The sequence below is a fragment of the Microcoleus sp. FACHB-1515 genome (assembly GCF_014696105.1).
Classification (GTDB): Bacteria; Cyanobacteriota; Cyanobacteriia; order Elainellales; family Elainellaceae; genus JAAUTJ01.
This window is the reverse complement of sequence record NZ_JACJPO010000066.1, coordinates 267,601-285,964: the sequence shown is the minus strand read 5'-3', so window position 1 is coordinate 285,964 and position 18,364 is coordinate 267,601. Positions and strand designations below refer to the sequence as shown.

The 18,364-nt window shown below is 54.8% G+C and carries 13 protein-coding genes; 6 read left to right on the top strand and 7 right to left on the bottom strand.

Annotated features, from left to right (window positions below; all coding sequences use genetic code 11):
• Nucleotides 1-328: 328 nt before the first annotated feature.
• The 3 genes from rpoB (at nt 329) to H6F67_RS23520 (ending at nt 9,686) form a co-directional block, all read left to right on the top strand.
• Nucleotides 329-3,628, top strand: a complete 3,300-nt coding sequence (gene rpoB / locus H6F67_RS23530; protein WP_190769078.1) for a DNA-directed RNA polymerase subunit beta — start codon at nt 329-331, stop codon at nt 3,626-3,628.
• Nucleotides 3,629-3,724: 96 nt separating this feature from the next.
• A complete protein-coding gene (locus H6F67_RS28240) occupies nt 3,725-5,599 on the top strand; it encodes a DNA-directed RNA polymerase subunit gamma (RefSeq protein WP_190769077.1) in 1,875 nt (624 codons plus the stop codon).
• A 79-nt stretch (nt 5,600-5,678) separates the two neighbouring features.
• On the top strand, nt 5,679-9,686 hold the full coding sequence (locus tag H6F67_RS23520; RefSeq protein WP_190769076.1) for a DNA-directed RNA polymerase subunit beta': 4,008 nt from the start codon (nt 5,679-5,681) through the stop codon (nt 9,684-9,686).
• A gap of 48 nt (nt 9,687-9,734) precedes the next feature.
• Here the strand turns inward: H6F67_RS23520 and H6F67_RS28235 are convergent, their stop codons facing one another.
• The 3 genes from H6F67_RS28235 to H6F67_RS23510 form a co-directional block, all read right to left on the bottom strand.
• Nucleotides 9,735-9,869, bottom strand: a complete 135-nt coding sequence (locus H6F67_RS28235) for a hypothetical protein (protein WP_277874625.1) — start codon at nt 9,867-9,869, stop codon at nt 9,735-9,737.
• An 11-nt stretch (nt 9,870-9,880) separates the two neighbouring features.
• The gene (locus tag H6F67_RS23515) at nt 9,881-11,281 is read right to left on the bottom strand and encodes an MATE family efflux transporter (RefSeq protein ID WP_190769075.1); all 1,401 of its coding nucleotides are present in this window, start codon (nt 11,279-11,281) and stop codon (nt 9,881-9,883) included.
• Between the two features lie 321 nt (nt 11,282-11,602).
• Nucleotides 11,603-12,358, bottom strand: coding sequence for a TerC family protein (locus H6F67_RS23510; protein WP_190769188.1), 756 nt, complete (start codon nt 12,356-12,358; stop codon nt 11,603-11,605).
• 199 nt (nt 12,359-12,557) lie between these two features.
• Here H6F67_RS23510 and H6F67_RS23505 point away from each other — a divergent pair, with 199 nt between their 5' ends.
• Nucleotides 12,558-13,352: a hypothetical protein gene (locus H6F67_RS23505; protein WP_199304594.1), complete on the top strand. Its 795-nt coding sequence runs from the start codon at nt 12,558-12,560 to the stop codon at nt 13,350-13,352.
• 64 nt (nt 13,353-13,416) lie between these two features.
• On the opposite strand, the gene clpP is transcribed toward H6F67_RS23505, so the two are convergent.
• Both clpP and H6F67_RS23495 read right to left on the bottom strand, forming a co-directional pair.
• Entirely contained in the window at nt 13,417-14,055 is a 639-nt protein-coding gene (gene clpP / locus H6F67_RS23500; protein ID WP_190769074.1) for an ATP-dependent Clp endopeptidase proteolytic subunit ClpP, read from the bottom strand.
• Entirely contained in the window at nt 14,052-14,408 is a 357-nt protein-coding gene (locus H6F67_RS23495; protein ID WP_190769073.1) for a hypothetical protein, read from the bottom strand. Before H6F67_RS23495 ends, clpP begins: the two co-directional genes overlap by 4 nt.
• Nucleotides 14,409-14,656: 248 nt before the next feature.
• On the opposite strand from H6F67_RS23495, the gene H6F67_RS23490 reads away from it, so the two are divergent.
• Nucleotides 14,657-15,487, top strand: coding sequence for a photosystem II manganese-stabilizing polypeptide (locus H6F67_RS23490; protein ID WP_190769072.1), 831 nt, complete (start codon nt 14,657-14,659; stop codon nt 15,485-15,487).
• A gap of 61 nt (nt 15,488-15,548) precedes the next feature.
• Here H6F67_RS23490 and H6F67_RS23485 read toward each other — a convergent pair whose 3' ends face one another.
• Together H6F67_RS23485 and H6F67_RS23480 are read right to left on the bottom strand one after the other, a co-directional pair.
• A complete protein-coding gene (locus tag H6F67_RS23485) occupies nt 15,549-16,124 on the bottom strand; it encodes a 3'-5' exonuclease (protein ID WP_190769071.1) in 576 nt (191 codons plus the stop codon).
• A gap of 70 nt (nt 16,125-16,194) precedes the next feature.
• Complete coding sequence (locus H6F67_RS23480; protein WP_190769070.1) at nt 16,195-16,758, bottom strand: Uma2 family endonuclease; 564 nt, start codon at nt 16,756-16,758, stop codon at nt 16,195-16,197.
• A gap of 109 nt (nt 16,759-16,867) precedes the next feature.
• Here H6F67_RS23480 and H6F67_RS23475 point away from each other — a divergent pair, with 109 nt between their 5' ends.
• Nucleotides 16,868-18,346: an FAD-binding domain-containing protein gene (locus tag H6F67_RS23475; RefSeq protein ID WP_190769069.1), complete on the top strand. Its 1,479-nt coding sequence runs from the start codon at nt 16,868-16,870 to the stop codon at nt 18,344-18,346.
• Nucleotides 18,347-18,364 lie beyond the last annotated feature (18 nt).

Sequence of the window (18,364 nt, the reverse complement as noted above, 5' to 3'; positions counted from 1 at the left end):
TTAAGGAAGGTATGCGGTTGGCGGGTATGTGGAAGTTGGCTAGGATGCTGGGTCAATGCCTTGAGGGGGCGACGGGCAAGTCAGCATCGATTGCAAAGTCATCTTTCACTGAACATCACTCCGTTCTGATTCTGCTCGATCCGCGCACATTGCAACAATTTGTTTAGCTCAGGAGCCTGCTCAACTGAAGTCCCCCGCCATCTCGAACTAAATATTCTTTTTCATCAGTCCTTGCATCGTAAGGTCTGAATTCGCATTGACATCTTTAGCGCTAGCACTGTAAAATCTGGGGCTTGCCCCCCGGAGCGTGACTCGTCTGAGGAGACGCATGACTAATCTAACTCAAACCGCACCCGTTTTCACTCTGCCAGATCTAGTCGAAATTCAGCGGGCGAGCTTCCGCTGGTTTTTGGAAGAAGGCTTGATCGAGGAGCTAGACAGCTTCTCCCCCATCACAGACTACACTGGCAAGCTTGAACTCCACTTTATCGGGAAAGACTATAAACTCAGACGACCCAAGTATGGCGTAGACGAAGCGAAACGTCGAGACAGCACTTACGCCGTGCAGATGCACGTCCCGACTCGCCTGATCAATAAAGAAACGGGCGAAATCAAAGAGCAAGAAGTGTTCATTGGGGATTTGCCCTTGATGACCGATCGCGGCACGTTCATCATCAACGGAGCCGAGCGCGTCATCGTCAACCAAATCGTTCGCAGTCCCGGCGTCTACTACAAGTCGGAAACGGACAAAAACGGTCGCCGCACCTACAACGCCAGCTTGATCCCCAACCGGGGCGCATGGCTGAAGTTTGAAACTGACAAAAACGATTTGGTCTGGGTTCGGATCGACAAAACCCGCAAGCTCTCCGCCCAAGTCCTTCTCAAGGCATTGGGTTTGAGCGATGCGGAAATTTTTGATGCGCTGCGTCACCCCGAATATTTTCAAAAGACGATCGAAAAAGAAGGCCAGTTCAGCGAAGAAGAAGCCCTGCTAGAGCTTTATCGCAAGCTGCGTCCGGGCGAACCTCCGACCGTGACGGGCGGAACGCAACTGCTCGAATCGCGCTTTTTTGATCCCAAGCGCTACGACCTGGGCAAAGTAGGCCGCTACAAGCTCAACAAGAAGCTGCGCCTCAACGTCCCGGAAACCACTCGCGTCCTCACCGCTCAAGACATTCTGGCGGCTGTGGACTATCTGATCAACCTGGAATTCGATATCGGTCAAATTGACGATATCGATCACTTGGGAAATCGACGGGTGCGATCGGTCGGTGAACTGCTGCAAAACCAAGTCCGCGTAGGACTCAACCGCCTAGAGCGAATTATCCGCGAACGCATGACCGTTTCGGATGCTGATTCGCTCACGCCCGCTTCGCTCGTCAACCCGAAGCCGCTCGTCGCCGCGATTAAGGAATTCTTCGGCTCCTCGCAGCTATCGCAGTTCATGGATCAGACGAACCCGCTAGCGGAGCTGACGCACAAGCGTCGTCTCAGCGCTCTTGGCCCCGGTGGTCTGACGCGGGAACGGGCTGGCTTTGCCGTGCGCGACATTCACCCGTCTCACTATGGCCGGATCTGCCCGATCGAAACCCCAGAAGGTCCCAACGCTGGCCTGATTGGTTCGCTGGCAACCCACGCTCGCGTCAACGCCTACGGCTTCATCGAAACGCCGTACTTTAAGGTCGAAAATGGCCGCGTCCTCAAAGACACCGCCCCAATCTACATGACGGCAGATGAAGAAGACGATCTGCGCGTGGCGGCGGGTGACTGCGCTACGGACGAAAACGGCTACATCATCGGAGAATCGGTGGCTGTCCGCTACCGTCAAGACTTCACAACCGCAAGTCCGTCTGAAGTAGACTATGTGGCGGTTTCACCCGTGCAGATTATCTCAGTCGCCACGTCGCTGATTCCCTTCATCGAACATGACGACGCCAACCGCGCTTTGATGGGATCGAACATGCAGCGGCAGGCCGTTCCCTTGTTGCATCCCGAACGTCCGCTCGTCGGCACGGGTCTGGAAGCACAGGCGGCGCGAGACTCCGGCATGGTGATCGTCAGCCGAACGGATGGCGAAGTCACCTATGTGGATGCCAACACGATTCGCGTCCGCAACGATCAGGGCAAGGAAATCTCGCACACGCTGCAAAAGTATCAGCGATCGAACCAAGACACCTGCCTCAACCAGCGTCCGATCGTGTTTGTGGGCGATCGCGTCATTGCCGGACAGATCCTCGCAGACGGTTCGGCCACTGAGGGCGGCGAAATTGCCCTCGGTCAAAACGTCACCGTCGCGTACATGCCCTGGGAAGGCTACAACTACGAAGACGCGATTTTGATCAGCGAACGGCTCGTCATTGACGACGTTTACACCTCAATTCACATCGAGAAGTACGACCTGGAAGCGCGTCAAACTAAGCTGGGACCTGAAGAAATCACGCGGGAAATTCCCAACGTTGGCGAAGATTCGCTGCGTCAGCTAGACGAAACCGGAATTATTCGGATTGGAGCCTGGGTCGAATCGGGCGATATCCTCGTCGGCAAAGTGACACCGAAGGGTGAATCGGATCAGCCACCGGAAGAAAAACTGCTCAGAGCAATCTTCGGTGAAAAAGCCCGTGACGTGCGCGACAACTCCTTGCGCGTTCCCAACGGTGAAAAAGGTCGCGTCGTGGATGTGCGCGTCTTCACCCGCGAGCAAGGCGACGAACTGCCGCCCGGAGCCAATATGGTCGTCCGCGTCTATGTGGCTCAAAAGCGCAAGATCCAGGTCGGCGACAAGATGGCCGGACGGCACGGCAACAAAGGCATCATCTCGCGCATTCTGCCGCCCGAAGATATGCCCTACCTGCCCGATGGCTCGCCCGTTGATATCGTTCTGAATCCGCTGGGTGTGCCTTCGCGGATGAACGTCGGTCAGGTGTTTGAGTGTCTGCTCGGCTGGGCAGGCGAACAGCTTGACGCCCGCTTCAAGATGATTCCGTTCGATGAAATGTACGGCAGCGAATCGTCTCGCGAAACCGTTCACGGCAAGCTCGACTACGCCCGCGAAACGACCAGCAAGAACTGGGTGTTCAATCAGCAGAATCCGGGCAAGATTCAGGTCTATGATGGCCGCACGGGTGAACCGTTCGATCGCCCTGTCACGATCGGCAAAGCCTACATGCTCAAGCTCGTCCACCTAGTTGACGACAAGATCCACGCGCGATCGACGGGTCCCTACTCGCTCGTCACGCAGCAACCTTTGGGCGGTAAGGCGCAGCAAGGCGGACAGCGCTTCGGCGAAATGGAAGTCTGGGCGTTGGAAGCCTTCGGCGCAGCCTACACGCTGCAAGAATTGCTGACGGTGAAGTCTGACGATATGCAGGGACGCAACGAGGCGCTCAATGCGATCGTCAAGGGCAAGGCGATCCCCCGACCGGGAACGCCCGAATCGTTCAAGGTGCTGATGCGCGAATTGCAATCGTTGTGCCTTGACATCGCCGCGCACAAGCTCGAAACCAAAGAAGACGGAACCAGCCGCGATACCGAAGTCGATTTGATGGCCGATGTGGGCAACCGACGCACCCCGTCGCGCCCGACGTATGAATCGATTACGAGCGGCGACATGGATAGCGACGACGAGTAACGCCACTCGCACCCTCTAATTTGTTCGCGGTTAGCTCGATTCGGCCAACCGCGAACGATCGTCTAGTACCGCTACATATTCAAAGGGAAGGAATCAATGCCGAAGCTAGAACAGCGGTTTGACTATGTAAAGATCGGTTTGGCCTCGCCAGAGCGGATTCGCGTCTGGGGCGAACGCACCTTACCAAACGGCATGGTGGTCGGCGAAGTCACCAAGCCCGAAACGATTAACTACCGGACATTGAAGCCGGAAATGGACGGGCTATTTTGCGAGCGCATCTTTGGCCCCGCCAAAGACTGGGAATGTCACTGCGGCAAATACAAGCGCGTCCGACACAGAGGCATCGTCTGCGAACGCTGCGGCGTGGAAGTCACCGAGTCCAGAGTCCGCCGTCACCGCATGGGCTACATCAAGCTGGCCGCTCCGGTCGCCCATGTTTGGTATCTCAAAGGGATTCCGAGCTACATGGCGATTCTGCTCGATATGCCATTGCGCGATGTTGAACAGATCGTCTACTTCAACGCCTATGTCGTCCTCAATCCCGGCAATGCGGACAACCTCAGCTACAAGCAACTGCTGACTGAAGATCAGTGGATCGAAATTGAGGATCAGCTTTACAGCGAAGATTCGCAGCTTACCGGAGTGGAAGTCGGCATCGGCGCGGAAGCACTTCAGCGATTGCTGCAAGATCTGAATCTCGAAACGGAAGCCGAACAGCTTCGCGAAGAAATCGCCGCTTCCAAAGGCCAAAAGCGAGCCAAGCTGATCAAGCGTCTGCGCGTGATCGACAACTTCATCGCTACGCAGTCACAGCCGGACTGGATGGTGCTGTCTGTGATCCCCGTCATCCCGCCGGATCTGCGTCCGATGGTGCAGCTAGATGGTGGCCGCTTTGCCACGTCTGACCTGAACGATCTATACCGTCGCGTCATCAACCGCAACAACCGTCTTGCCCGTCTGCAAGAAATCCTTGCACCGGAAATCATCGTCCGCAACGAAAAGCGGATGCTGCAAGAAGCGGTTGACGCTTTGATCGACAACGGGCGGCGCGGTCGGACAGTGGTAGGCGCGAACAATCGCCCGCTCAAGTCGCTCTCCGACATCATTGAGGGTAAGCAAGGCCGCTTCCGGCAAAACCTGCTGGGTAAGCGCGTGGACTACTCTGGGCGATCGGTCATCGTGGTCGGTCCCAAACTCAAAATCCACCAGTGCGGTTTGCCGCGCGAAATGGCGATCGAACTGTTCCAACCCTTCGTCATCCATCGCTTGATCCGTCTGGGCTTGGTCAACAACATCAAAGCCGCCAAGAAGCTAATTCAGCGCAACGATCCGCAGGTGTGGGACGTGCTGCAAGAAGTGATCGAAGGCCACCCCGTCATGCTCAACCGCGCTCCCACGCTGCACCGTTTGGGCATTCAAGCGTTCGAGCCGATTTTGGTAGACGGTCGCGCCATTCAGATTCATCCCTTGGTCTGTCCCGCTTTTAACGCGGACTTTGACGGCGACCAAATGGCCGTTCACGTCCCCTTGTCGCTGGAATCGCAGGCCGAGGCGCGACTGTTGATGCTGGCGTCTAACAACATCTTGTCTCCGGCAACGGGTCGTCCGATCGTGACGCCGAGCCAAGACATGGTGTTGGGCTGCTACTACCTGACAGCCGAAAATCCCAACGCCACACTTGGAGCCGGACGCTACTTTGCGAATTTGGATGACGCGATCATCGCTTACGAGCAGGGATTGGTCGATCTGCACGCTTACGTCTGGGTGCGGTTTGACGGCAAGGTCGAATCTGACGGATCGGATCAAGAGCCGATCGAAGAGCAGCGCAGCGATGATGGCATCGTGACGAAAACCTACGCATCCCGCCGCGTCCGCGAAGATGCCGAGGGGAACATCATCTCGCAGTATGTCCGCACCACACCGGGGCGCATCATCTACAACAAAACGATCATGAACGCGCTTGTGAGCTAACGGGCGATCGAGGGTCGGGCTTGTTGGCAGATGCCAACACCCGACAGCCAACCATTGATTTACTCAAAGAAGCAGCATAATGGCAGAACAAAATCAACAGCCAGAACAAGCAATTTTTCGCAACCGAGTGGTGGACAAAGGCCAATTGCGCCGCTTGATCGCCTGGGCGTTCACGCACTACGGCACAGCGCGGACGGCAACGATGGCTGACGAACTCAAGGATCTCGGCTTCCGGTACGCAACCAAGGCCGGAGTGTCGATCAGCGTTGACGATCTGGTCGTTCCACCGAGCAAGCGCGAACTGCTGGAAGCGGCTGAAGAACAAATTCGTGAAACTGAAACGCGCTACATTCGCGGCGACATCACGGAAGTCGAACGCTTCCAAAAGGTGATCGACACCTGGAACGATACCAGCGAAGAACTCAAAGACGAAGTGGTTCGCAACTTCAAATCCAGCGACCCGCTCAACTCCGTCTACATGATGGCCTTTTCCGGCGCACGGGGAAACATCTCGCAGGTGCGGCAGCTTGTCGGAATGCGCGGCCTGATGGCAAATCCGCAAGGCGAAATCATCGACTTGCCGATTAAAACCAACTTCCGCGAAGGTCTGACCGTCACCGAGTACATCATTTCGTCTTACGGCGCACGTAAGGGTCTGGTTGATACCGCCCTCAGAACGGCGGACTCCGGCTACCTGACCCGCCGACTGGTAGACGTGTCGCAAGACGTGATCATCCGCGAACTCGACTGCCAAACCGAACGCGGCATTCCGGCTCGCGCCATGACCGACGGTGAGCGCGTTTTGATTCCGCTCAAAGATCGCTTGTTGGGTCGCGTTCCCGCTAAGGATGTGCTGCATCCGGAAACGGGCGAACTGATCATTGCCCGCAACGAACCGATCTCGGACGATGTGGCGCAACTGATCGGCAAGGCCAAAGTCGAAGAAGTGATCGTGCGATCGCCCCTCACCTGCAACGCCACGCGATCGGTGTGTCAAGCCTGCTACGGCTGGAGCTTGGCACACGCCTCGAAGGTGGATTTGGGTGAAGCGGTCGGGATCATTGCCGCGCAGTCGATCGGGGAACCCGGAACGCAGCTAACCATGCGGACGTTCCACACCGGAGGCACGTTCACAGGCGATGTGACTCCTCAAGTTCGTGCGCCATTCGCGGGCAGCGTCAAGCTGTCGAAATCGCGGGTGAGAACGCGGGCATTCCGGACTCGGCACGGCGAAGACGCTTTGATCATGGAGTCGCCCGTCGATCTATTTTTGGAAGGCGAAAAGGGTAAGGAAACCTTTAACATTCCACCGGGATCAATTTTGTTTGTGCGCGATGGCGATCGCGTCAAGCTCGGCCAAATGCTCGTGGAAATGCCTGCTGCGAGCCGCGTCCGCAAAGTGACGGAACGCGCCACGATGGACGTAGCTTCCGACCTGGCAGGCGAAGTCATGTTCGCGGATGTTGTGCCGGAAGAAAAGAAAGACCGTCAGGGCAACACGACCCGAATCGCCCAGCGCGGCGGCTTGATCTGGATCTTGGCGGGTGAAGTCTACAACCTGCCGCCCGGAGCCGAACCCGTCGTTAAAAACGGCGATGTCGTCGAGGTCAACAGCATCCTCGCGGAAACCAAGCTCGTGACGGAAAACGGCGGCGTGGTGCGGATCCCGCAGGAAGACGAAGGCAAAGGCAGCCGCGAAGTCGAAATCATTACGGCTTCCGTGCTGCTCGACGATGCCCGCGTTCATGCCGAAAGCTTCCAGGGTCGCGAACTCTATTTGATCGAAACGCAGCACAACCAGCGCTTTTCGCTGATCGCCACGCCCGGAACCAAGGTGACGAATAACCAGGTCGTTGCGGAACTGATTGACGATCGCTACCGCACCAGCACAGGCGGCATCATCAAATACTCTGGTGTGGAAGTCGGCAAAAAGGGCAAAGCCAAGCAGGGCTATGAAGTCACCAAGGGCGGCACTTTGCTGTGGATTCCCGAAGAAGCCCACGAAGTCAACAAAGACATTTCGCTGCTCATGGTGGAAGACGGTCAGTTTGTCGAAGCCGGAACGGAAGTGGTCAAAGACATCTTCTGTCAAAGCAGCGGCGTGGTTGAAGTCACTCAGAAAAACGACATTCTGCGCGAAATCGTGATCAAGCCCGGTGAACTGCACCTGGCCGATAACCCGGAAGCCGTTCTGTCCAAAGACGGAACACTGGCAAATCCCGGTCAGGAAGTGATGCCCGGACTGACGATCGACGAAATTCGCTACATCGAATATGTCGAATCGCCGGAAGGTCCCGCCCTCTTGCTGCGACCCGTGACCGAGTTCACCGTCCCCGATGAACCCTCAGTTCCGAGTCAAGAATCGACGGCGGAAGAGTCGGGTCGATCGATTCGCCTCCGCGCCATTCAGCGGATTCCGTATAAGGATGGCGATCGCGTCAAGTCCGTTGAAGGGCTGGAACTGCTCAGGACGCAACTGGTTCTGGAAATCGATCAGGACGCGCAGCTTGCGGCTGACATCGAATTGATTCCTGACGAAACCGATCCGGAAGTGATGCGGCTTCAGCTTGTGATTCTCGAATCGCTCGTCATCCGCCGCGATGTTTCTGCCGATCAAACCCAGGGCAGCACAAATACGCGCATTCTGGTTAAGGATGGCGATCAGATTGCTCCGGGTGCAGTCGTGGCGCGAACGGAAATTCTCTGCAAAGAAGCCGGGGAAATTCGCGGCATTCGTGAAGGGAATGAACTGGTGCGGCGTTTGCTCGTGGTGCGGCAGGACGATCGCCTCGAAATTGACCTGGCAGGCAAAACCTCAACGGCGAAAAAAGGCGATCTGCTCGTAGCCGGAGCCGAAGTTGCCCCTGGCATCGTCGCGCCCGATTCCGGTCAGGTGACGCAGGCGGGCGACGGTAAGATCACGCTGCGGACGGCGCGTCCTTACCGCGTTTCAGCCGGAGCCGTGCTGCACATTGACGATGGCGACCTTGTCCAACGGGGCGACAACCTCGTTCTGCTGGTGTTCGAGCGTACCAAAACGGGAGACATCATTCAGGGTCTTCCTCGGATCGAAGAACTGCTCGAAGCCCGCAAGCCGAAAGAAGCTTGCATCCTCTCGGAGCGTCCGGGGACGGCGCAAGTCGTGTACGGCGATGACGATTCGGTCGAAATCAAAGTGATCGAAGCTGATGGCGTCGTCACCGAATATCCGCTGGGTCCCACGCAAAACGTGCTGGTGCTGGACGGGCAAGAAGTCGGCGCGGCAGAACCGCTCACCGATGGTCCGGCCAATCCGCACGAAATTCTGGAGATCTTCTTCAAGCTGCACCGCGAAAGCTTGGGCATCCACGAAGCCGCACAGATCAGCTTGGAAAAGGTGCAAACCTTCTTGGTGAACGAGGTGCAGTCGGTTTATCAATCGCAGGGCATCGATATTTCTGACAAGCACATCGAAGTGATCGTGCGGCAGATGACCTCGAAAGCGCGGATTGACGACGGTGGCGACACCACGATGCTGCCGGGAGAACTGGTGGATCTCAACCAGATCGAACAGGTGAACAGCACGATGTCGATTACCGGAGGCGCACCTGCCGAATACACTCCGGTTCTGCTGGGGATCACGAAAGCCTCGCTGAATACCGACAGCTTCATCTCGGCGGCTTCGTTCCAGGAAACCACTCGCGTTTTGACCGAGGCGGCGATCGAAGGCAAGTCCGACTGGCTGCGCGGCCTGAAGGAAAACGTGATCATCGGTCGTCTGATTCCGGCTGGAACGGGCTTCAACGCCTACGAAGACAGCATGAACGCCGAAGCCGAACTTGGCTACGACAATGGCTACCTCGAAGACGACGACCTCAAGGATGTTGTCTTGGACGATCGCACCGCTCGCTCTTACGACTTTGAAGGTGGCTTCGATGTGTTCGCCAACGAAATGATCGGCGGCACTCGCGACGGCAACGGCGAAGCTGCCCGCCCCACTTTCGGGTTTGGCGCGAGCGACGCACCCAGCGACGATGATGACGGCTTCTCACCGATCATTGACGACGATGACGACTTTGAAGATGACATCGACGACGATGACGAATAAACTCAACCGCTAGTTCTGTGAAAATCCTGCTCGATCGAGCAGGATTTTTTATTGCGAAAAACTCACTTGCAAATACAGTTCCGGGTCGATCGCGATCTTTTCTGACCAGTAAGCAGTTTGCAGAAAATTGTGAATGATGGTGAGATCGAGTTTGGATCGATCGCTGCTGATGCAAATACTCATTCGCTTAAAATTCATGCGCTCAAACGAATTCTGGCATTGATTAATCGCGTGAATCGCCAGGTGAAAATGATCGAAGCGACGGCAAGACCGATCGCCAGCCCAATCCATAGGCCGACTCCGCCCCAGCCCGATCGCAAACCGAGCGTGTAGCCACAAGACAAGCCAATGCCCCAATAGGCAAACAGCCCAATCAGCATTGGCGTTCGGGTGTCTTGTAGTCCGCGCAGTGCGCCAGCGGCAATCACCTGAATGCCATCAACAAGCTGAAACATCGCCGCAACGCGCAGCAGATCGATCGCCATTGCTACGACAGCGGCATTCGCCAAATTGTTCACATCCAGGTAAAGCGCGACGATCGATCGCGGAAAAACGAGAAATGCAATGCCCATGATTGCCATGAATGTTGCGCCGATCGCCAAATTGATGAACGCTGCCAGTCGTGCCTGCGGTAAATTTTCTTGGCCGAGCAGTTGTCCGACGCGCACGGTTGTCGCGTAGGAAATGCCAGCCGGAACCATAAACGTAATTGCCGCTGTTTGCAGTGCGATTTGGTGGGCGGCGAGCGGTACGGTTCCCAAAAAGCCCATTAAGAAGGCGGTGATAGTGAACAAGCCTGTTTCAACGCCGTAAAGAACGCCGATGGGGATGCCAATTTGCAGCAGTTCTTTGAGGATTTGGCGATCGAACTTCGGTCGCGGCGGAAAAATGCGGTGCTGCCGCAAATCCGACTGCAACCGAATGTAGATCAGCAGGGCAATCAACACGCCCCAAAACGACATCGTACTGGCAAGGCCAATTCCCGTTAGACCCAGCGGCGGCAGACTAATCGCGCCAAGCCGAATCTTGCCAAACATCAAGCTGTAGTTGGCGACGACGTTGAAGACCAATCCGCACAGTGTAATTACCATGACGGGACGAGGGCGTGACAACGCCGAAACGACATTACGCATGACGGCAAATGCCAAGGCAGGAAAAAGTCCAGGGGCGATCGCCCGTAGATAGTTCACGACCAGCGCGATCGTGCTTTCTTGCTGACCGAGATGGGTCAAAATTGCGCCTGCGTTCCACAGCAGCAGGGTGGCGGGTAGGGCGATGAGAAGGGCAAGCCAAAAGCCTTGCTGGGCAACCTGCTCGATGCGGCGGCGATCGCCGCGTCCATATGCTTCTGAAACGAGTGGACTGGTGGCTGAGAGACTGCCAGAGCAAACCAGCAGCAAGGTTCCGAAGCTGATGCCGCCGAGTCCGCCTGCGGCGATCGCTTCGCTGCCGAGCAAACCCATCATCACGGTATCGACGAATGAAGTGGCTTGTTGGGCGAGTTGGGCGGCGGCCAGGGGAAGGGCGAGGGCAAGGCAGGCGCGGATTTCCGATCGCAGTTGGGCTTTCTTCAAAAAAGCGAAGGTTTCGTTCATGCTGGATTTGGCAGATGCCCAGAGCGCAAATTGCTAGTTTACCCAGACTAAATGGGAACTTGCTTCCTCCGATCGGCTTCAACCTTGATTGACAACTTGTCGTTTAGACTACTTCCTTGATCTGAGCCAGTGGAAGCCAAAGTGGGTTGTCAAAGCAGAAAGAGTGGAGATGTGCGATCGATCCCCCTCCTCCAACTCTCCAGGGAGATTGCCTTTCCCTGAACCCTACGCAAGGTCAATGTGATATTAGTCTCGGTGAGCCGTTCACGTCCCTCGTGCTAGTTGCTTCGTTTCCCTTTCCCCAGCCGACACCCAAATTTTCTAGTCAGCGGAGATTTCTTGTGTTTCTTTGACAGGTTGATTTTCAAATTCGATCGCGCTGCTGTTGCTTTCGGGTACTTCGGTAGCGGGTTGGACGCGCTTGGAGAAGCCCCAGGTGAAAAGGATGGCGATCGCGCCAATCATCAGCCATTCAGGGGGAACCAGGCTGTCGTTGAAGACGCGCACCAGCAGGCGAAGACCGACGAGAGCAACGGTGAGATAGCCTGCGGATTCGAGATGCTCAAATTCTTCCAGCCAGCGGATGAACAGTCCGGCCATGAAGCGCAAGGTGACCACGCCGATCGCGCCACCGAGCAGAATTAGCCAGGTTTCACTCGAAACAGCGATCGCAGTGGTGACGCTGTCAAGCGAAAAGGCGAGATCGGTGAGGGCAATCACGGGAATTGCTTGCCACAAGGAGGTAAAGCGGGGGCCGTGATGTTCTTTGCCTTCGCTTTCGTTTGAGGTGAAATACTGAAAGACAAGCCATAGCAGGTATGCGGCTCCCAATAGCTCAAACTGCCAGTATTGAATGACCCAGCTTGCCGCTAGAATCAGCCCGACGCGCAGTACAAAGGCCACAACCAATCCGAGGTTGAGGGCATTGCGCTGAAGCTTCGGGTCGTGCAGACCTTGCGCGATCGCTGCCAGCGCAATGGCGTTATCCGCAGAGAGCACGGCTTCTAGCACAACCAGAACGGGCAGCAGCAGCAGCGTATTCAGTCCCAAATCGGGAGCATCCAGCAAATTTATCATCAATCTTCCGGTAGCATGGCCGCGAGGATTCGATCGATTTCGATCGCCTCGTTCTCCTATCATCTCTCATTCCACCCATAGGTTTCACGCTTTGGGCGATCGAATGACTGATTTGTGTGAAGCTTTGCGCCAAAGGTGCGATCGACCAGTACAATATCAAATCCAATACGCCCATCAAGCTCACCTCCCAGCCGACACCATGCCCAAGCTTCCTGTCAAAGATTCTGTTTCGCCCAGCTTCGCCCGTGCGGATGCCGCTAGCTATAGCTTTGGAGACGATCGCTTTGCTGCCACAACCAGCGATTCTGCCAAGCTGATTGCCCTGCTCACTCAGTTTCAAGCCCGCTATCCCAACGCCAGTCTGGTCGCTGAACTGCTGACGATGCACGAAAATCAATTTGTCGTGCGGGCACTGGTGCAAATCGGCGGAGCGGCCTTAACGAGCGGCATGGCGGCAGCAATCGATATTGAGCAGGCCGAAGATCGAGCCAAACTGCGGGCGCTGGAAATGTTGTCGCTCCAGCCGATCGCTCCGATCGAACCCTTTTCCCGTCCTGAACCCGCAGTTCAATCCGGCTACGATCTGCAACTGCGCGTTACTGCGCCTGAACCTGCGATCGCTCCTGCTGAACCGCCTGCCAGTCTGCCTACGGACTTCAGCCCCGCTTTGCCTGTGATGAAGCCTGCCGTCGAGCCGATCGAGGAGCGCGTGGTTGAACCCGTTCCGATTGCAGCAGGCATTCCTGATATTCCCCTTCCGACTTGGGAACCGGAACCGCAGCCGATTTCCGAACCGGAGCCGATCGATATGTCGGATGCGATCGCCCGCACCAGCGTGGAACTGAAGCGCTTGGGCTGGACGAACGTGAAAGGACGCGAACATCTAGAAAAGACTTATGGAAAGCGATCGCGCCAGCAGCTAACCGACACGGAACTGCTTGACTTTTTGAAATTCCTTGAATCGCAATCGTCTCCTGGACAATCGCCGTTCTAAAAAAAATGGAGGGGCGGTTCTGGTGAACAACCCCTCCGTCAAATTTCAGTTTCAGCCGCGCCTGCTAGGAAGCAGAAACAGCGGTGGGACGGCTACCGACTGCGGTTTTGTCGATCACCTGATCGATCAGGCCGTAGTCTTTGGCTTCTTGGGGCGACATGAAGAAGTCGCGATCGGTGTCGCGCTCAATCCGCTCTAGCGGCTGTCCGGTGTGGTCAGCCAAATAGTGGTTGAGCGTGTCTTTGATGTAGAGGATTTCTTTGGCTTGGATTTCGATGTCGATCGCTTGTCCTTGCGCGCCGCCCAAGGGCTGGTGAATCATAATCCGCGAGTGGGGCAGGCTCATCCGCTTGCCTTTCGTGCCTGCGCTGAGCAGGAATGCGCCCATGCTGGCGGCGAGTCCGACGCAAATCGTACAAACATCCGGGCGAATGTGCGTCATGGTGTCAAAAATGCCCATGCCTGCATAGACCGAGCCGCCCGGAGAGTTGATGTAGAGATAAATGTCTTTTTCAGGATCTTCGGCTTCGAGAAACAGCATTTGCGCCACGATCAGGTTGGCGATGTCCGAGTCAACCTGCTGGCCGAGGAAGATAATGCGTTCGCGCAGAAGCCGCGAGTAGATGTCAAATGCGCGTTCGCCGCGCCCCGACTGCTCAATTACGGTAGGAATCATGTCGTGCCTCTCGTCGCTTTTTCTCATTCTACCGATTTCGCCGAATTGCCGTCAGAACTGGCGGCTTGCGCTTTTTCCGCTTCCAGCAAGTTGACGAGGAGGGCTTGAATCCGCATTCGCTTGATATACGGCCAGCCGCCTTCTGACTCAATATCTTTGAGGAAGCTGTAGAGCGCTTGGCGATTGGTCGGGAGTGCTTCTTGAAACAGTCCTTCGCAGATTTCACGATGCAGCGCCTCGAGGGTGCGGAGGATTTTCAAAAGCGATCGCTCATCGCCCCGATGCCGCTCGGCCAAAATCCGAATTGCGGTGGAGATGGCTTCTTGCTCGATCGCAAGCTCATTCGTGTTTGACTTGTGCGGCTCATGTTCCGATCCCATCCCCCGACCTCCTGACTTCAATAAAGGCGACAAGTCCCTGTAAAATGCAGTATGAGACCTGTGATAAGCGATGTTGCAATTGATTTCTGTAACTTAGCTTATCTTGACAGGTTGAGTCGTTCTGGTAGCGGTAGCTTCGCTTCTTGGAGAAGAATCGCATCCATCCCCGGCAAGGCATTCGCCAAGCTGCCCAGCCCATAGATAAACCGAGACTGGCAGGGATTTATACATTGATTTTGAGGTTGACCATGAGGTATCGCGCTTTAATTGTTGCCTTCTTAGCTGTGTGCTTAGGATTTTTGACCGCTTGCAGTGGTGCAGCCAGCGACGCAAACGGCCCTTTGACCTATGAAGAAATTCGCGGAACGGGTCTTGCCAACTCCTGCCCACAGCTTGGCGAAACCAGCCGGGGATCAATTCCGATCGATCCCAACCAAACCTACCAAATTACCGATATGTGTCTGGAGCCGACCAGCATCTTCATCAAAGAAGAACCGACCAATAAACGGCAATCGGCTCAATATGTTGCAGGTCGCCAACTAACTCGCTACACCTCCTCGATCGATCAGGTGAGCGGCAAACTCCAACCGCTCAAAGATGGCGGTCTTCGCTTTGTCGAAGAAGACGGCTTTGACTTCCAAGCCATCACCGTTCAGCTTCCGGGCGGCGAGCGCGTCCCCTTCCTGTTCAGCATCAAAGGCTTAATTGCCGAATCGCAACCGGGACTGACCAGCATCAACTCCGCAACTGACTTTGAAGGCGAATTTCGCGTTCCGTCCTACCGCACCTCGAACTTCCTCGATCCCAAAGGTCGCGGTTTGACGGCAGGCTACGATACTGCCGTTGCGCTTCCGGGTCGCGGCGACAGCGAAGAACTAGAGCGCGAAAACATCAAGAGCTTCGACTTGGGCAAAGGCCGCATCTCGCTTCAAGTTGCCAAAGTCGATAATGTCAGCGGCGAAATTGCCGGAACCTTCGAGAGCATCCAGCCTTCCGACACCGACATGGGCGGCAAAGCAGCCTTGGATGTGAAAATTCGCGGGTTGTTCTACGCTCGCGTTGATCCGGCAGAAGTTTAATCAGGTTCGATCGAATTTGATTTGAGAGGAGGGAAATTTTCCCTCCTTTTTTGTTGCCTGATTAGAGAATTTCTAGCTGCTTTCTGCCCACAATGTAAGGCATTAATTTGGCAATATTGCGAGCATCATCAATGCCGCGATGATGCGTTCCTTCGAGCGGAATGTTGGCAAGCTGTAGCGCTTCATTCATGCCTTGTCGCTTGGGCAAACCTTGCACTTTGCTAAAGGCTTTTTTGAGGTTGACATGCTGAAAGGCGATCGGCGGCGAAACCCGATGAAATTCACTGTCCTGCTTGAACTGTCGGTAATCAAAATCGCCCCAAGATCCGAACAGCGAATTCGGATATTTTGACAGCCAGGTTTTGAGATTGGCGATCGCTTCCAAATATCCCGGAGCCGCATCCACCTGCGCCTGAGTAATCGAAGTCAACGACTTACAAAACTCCGTCAAAATCGGATGGCGAACAGGTTTAACAAAGGTTTGAAATTCACTCACAGTGGTTAAATTTTCTGCCTCAATCATGACCGCGCCAATTTCAATAATTTCCATTTCCCGTCGATCGAGTTCGCCGCGATCGGAACAGGTCGCTTCTAAATCCAGCACTAAGTAATAATCAAACAAGCTGAAATCCGGCATTTTCTCCTAAAAATCGATCGAATCAACAATTGTAATCTAGTTGTATTACAAAACTATACTACAGTCAAGCTTATCGAGCCAGCCAGCTAAAAATATCACCAGCCGTTAAATACAAATCAGCCGCAAATTGTGGGATGGAAATTACTGCTTCTGGATCTTCAAAATATTCATCACTGCGATCGCCAAAGTAAACCAAAATGATTCGCTCATCCGGATCAATCAGCCAGCCGAGTTCCGTTTCGTGCTTGAGGCAGTGCAGGATATTTCGGGTCACTTTCGTTTGATTTTGGTCGGGTGAAAGAATTTCGATCGTCCAGCTTGGAGCAGCTTGAAACACATTAGCAATTTCGCCATTCGCATCAACGGGAATGCGATCCCAGGTAAAAACAGCAATGTCGGGAACGATCGATCGTCCCCCAAACGTACAGCGCAACTCAGGAAAAGCTCTGGCAATTTGTCGCGGTTTGAGTGCAGCATTAATCGCCGCAGTCAGTTCGCCTTGGATGGTGCTGTGTTTTCCTTGCGGCATGGGTTTTTGAATGATTTGACCGTCGATGTATTCGCTGGCGGGCTTGGTTTCTGGCAGTTGCAGAAAATCCTCTAGCGTCAGATTTTTTGTGTGATTTTGTACCATTGCGATCGCTCCTTCCAAAGCATTTGTACTCATTCTACTGAGATCGGATGATACGCTGAATTGCAACTCTCGATTATCCTGAACAGAAGAACTGTTGGCCTCGATCGAAATGTCTGATCTAATTTTGTTTTGGCATCGCCGCGATTTGCGGAGCGTGGATAACGTCGGACTGGCGGAAGCTCGCAAACGGAGCGATCGCGTCGTTGGCGTATTTTGTCTCGACCCGATTTATTTAGGTCGTGATGATGTTGCCGCCACTCGTGTCACCTACATGATCGGCTGCTTGCAAGAATTGCAGCAAAACTATCAAAAAGCCGGAACGCAACTGATCATTTTGCATCAACCGCCGATCGAAGGTTTACCAAAGCTTGCCAAAGCGCTCAATGCCAAAGCCGTTTATCTGAATCGCGACATTGAACCCTATGGCCGAGAACGCGATCAGTCGGTGGCCGAAGCACTCCAACAGATCAATATCGAGGTGCAAGGCTACTGGGATCAATTGATGCATCCGCCGCAAGACGTTTTGACAGGAGGCAGCAAGCCTTACACCGTCTTCAGTCCCTACTGGCGCAACTGGAGCAGCAAGCCGAAAGCCGAACCCGTTCAAGCATTGGAGCAGGCGATCGGGCTGGCCGAAGCGGAACAGGAAGCCGCTCGTCAGGCAGGTGCGATTCCGCTACCGAGTGCCAAAGAGCTAGGGTTTGATTGGAATAATCCGCTGCTGCTCAATCCGGGGACGGCGTCGGCACAAGCAAGGCTAGAAGAATTTTGCGATCGCGCCCTCACCGACTACAAAGAACAGCGCAACTTTCCCGCCAATGAAGACGGAACTTCGCATCTCAGTGCGGCCTTGAAGTTTGGGGCGATCGGCGTTCGCACCGTTTGGGCGGCAACCGAGCAGGTAGCGCAGAATATTCGCAGCGACGAAGCCGCATCGAGCTTACGAACTTGGCGGCAAGAACTGGCGTGGCGCGAATTTTACCAGCACGCGCTGTTTTGGTTTCCCGAATTGGCCGAAGGTGTTTATCGCAAGCTGCTGAAAGATTTTCCTTGGGACAACAACCCTGACTATTTCCAAGCTTGGTGTGAAGGACGAACAGGCTATCCGATCGTAGATGCGGCCATGCGTCAGATGAACGAATTAGGCTGGATGCACAATCGCTGCCGCATGATCACGGCCAGCTTCTTGTGTAAAGATTTATTTGTTAGCTATCAGCTGGGTGAAAAATATTTTATGCAGCGGCTTTATGATGGCGATCAATCTGCTAACAATGGCGGTTGGCAATGGTGTACGTCGAGCGGTATGGATCCGCAGCCGTTGCGGATTTTTAATCCGGCTAGCCAAACACAAAAGTTTGATGAAGATGCCGCTTATATTCGCAACTGGCTTCCAGAATTACGTAGCATTGACACCGAAGATTTAGTCATGGGAAAAATCTCGAAACGCGATCGCGACCGCTGCGGCTATCCTGTTCCAATCGTTGATCATCGCGTTCAGCAGGCCGAATTTAAACGCCGCTACAGTATGCAGCGTGAGAAATTGGGTAGTCAAGAAGAAGACACAGCGGAACCGCTGCCTGCTGAATAACGGTTTATTATTTCAACC

Coding starts and splice junctions, on each gene's coding strand:
- H6F67_RS23505 (WP_199304594.1), top strand. CDS start 12,558: ATGCCCAAGCTTCCTGTCAAAGATTCTGTTTCGCCCAGCTTCGCCCGT.
- H6F67_RS23495 (WP_190769073.1), bottom strand. CDS start 14,408: ATGGGATCGGAACATGAGCCGCACAAGTCAAACACGAATGAGCTTGCG.
- H6F67_RS23510 (WP_190769188.1), bottom strand. CDS start 12,358: ATGATAAATTTGCTGGATGCTCCCGATTTGGGACTGAATACGCTGCTG.
- H6F67_RS28235 (WP_277874625.1), bottom strand. CDS start 9,869: ATGAGTATTTGCATCAGCAGCGATCGATCCAAACTCGATCTCACCATC.
- H6F67_RS23480 (WP_190769070.1), bottom strand. CDS start 16,758: ATGGTACAAAATCACACAAAAAATCTGACGCTAGAGGATTTTCTGCAA.
- H6F67_RS23520 (WP_190769076.1), top strand. CDS start 5,679: ATGGCAGAACAAAATCAACAGCCAGAACAAGCAATTTTTCGCAACCGA.
- H6F67_RS28240 (WP_190769077.1), top strand. CDS start 3,725: ATGCCGAAGCTAGAACAGCGGTTTGACTATGTAAAGATCGGTTTGGCC.
- H6F67_RS23515 (WP_190769075.1), bottom strand. CDS start 11,281: ATGAACGAAACCTTCGCTTTTTTGAAGAAAGCCCAACTGCGATCGGAA.
- H6F67_RS23490 (WP_190769072.1), top strand. CDS start 14,657: ATGAGGTATCGCGCTTTAATTGTTGCCTTCTTAGCTGTGTGCTTAGGA.
- clpP (WP_190769074.1), bottom strand. CDS start 14,055: ATGAGAAAAAGCGACGAGAGGCACGACATGATTCCTACCGTAATTGAG.
- H6F67_RS23475 (WP_190769069.1), top strand. CDS start 16,868: ATGTCTGATCTAATTTTGTTTTGGCATCGCCGCGATTTGCGGAGCGTG.
- rpoB (WP_190769078.1), top strand. CDS start 329: ATGACTAATCTAACTCAAACCGCACCCGTTTTCACTCTGCCAGATCTA.
- H6F67_RS23485 (WP_190769071.1), bottom strand. CDS start 16,124: ATGCCGGATTTCAGCTTGTTTGATTATTACTTAGTGCTGGATTTAGAA.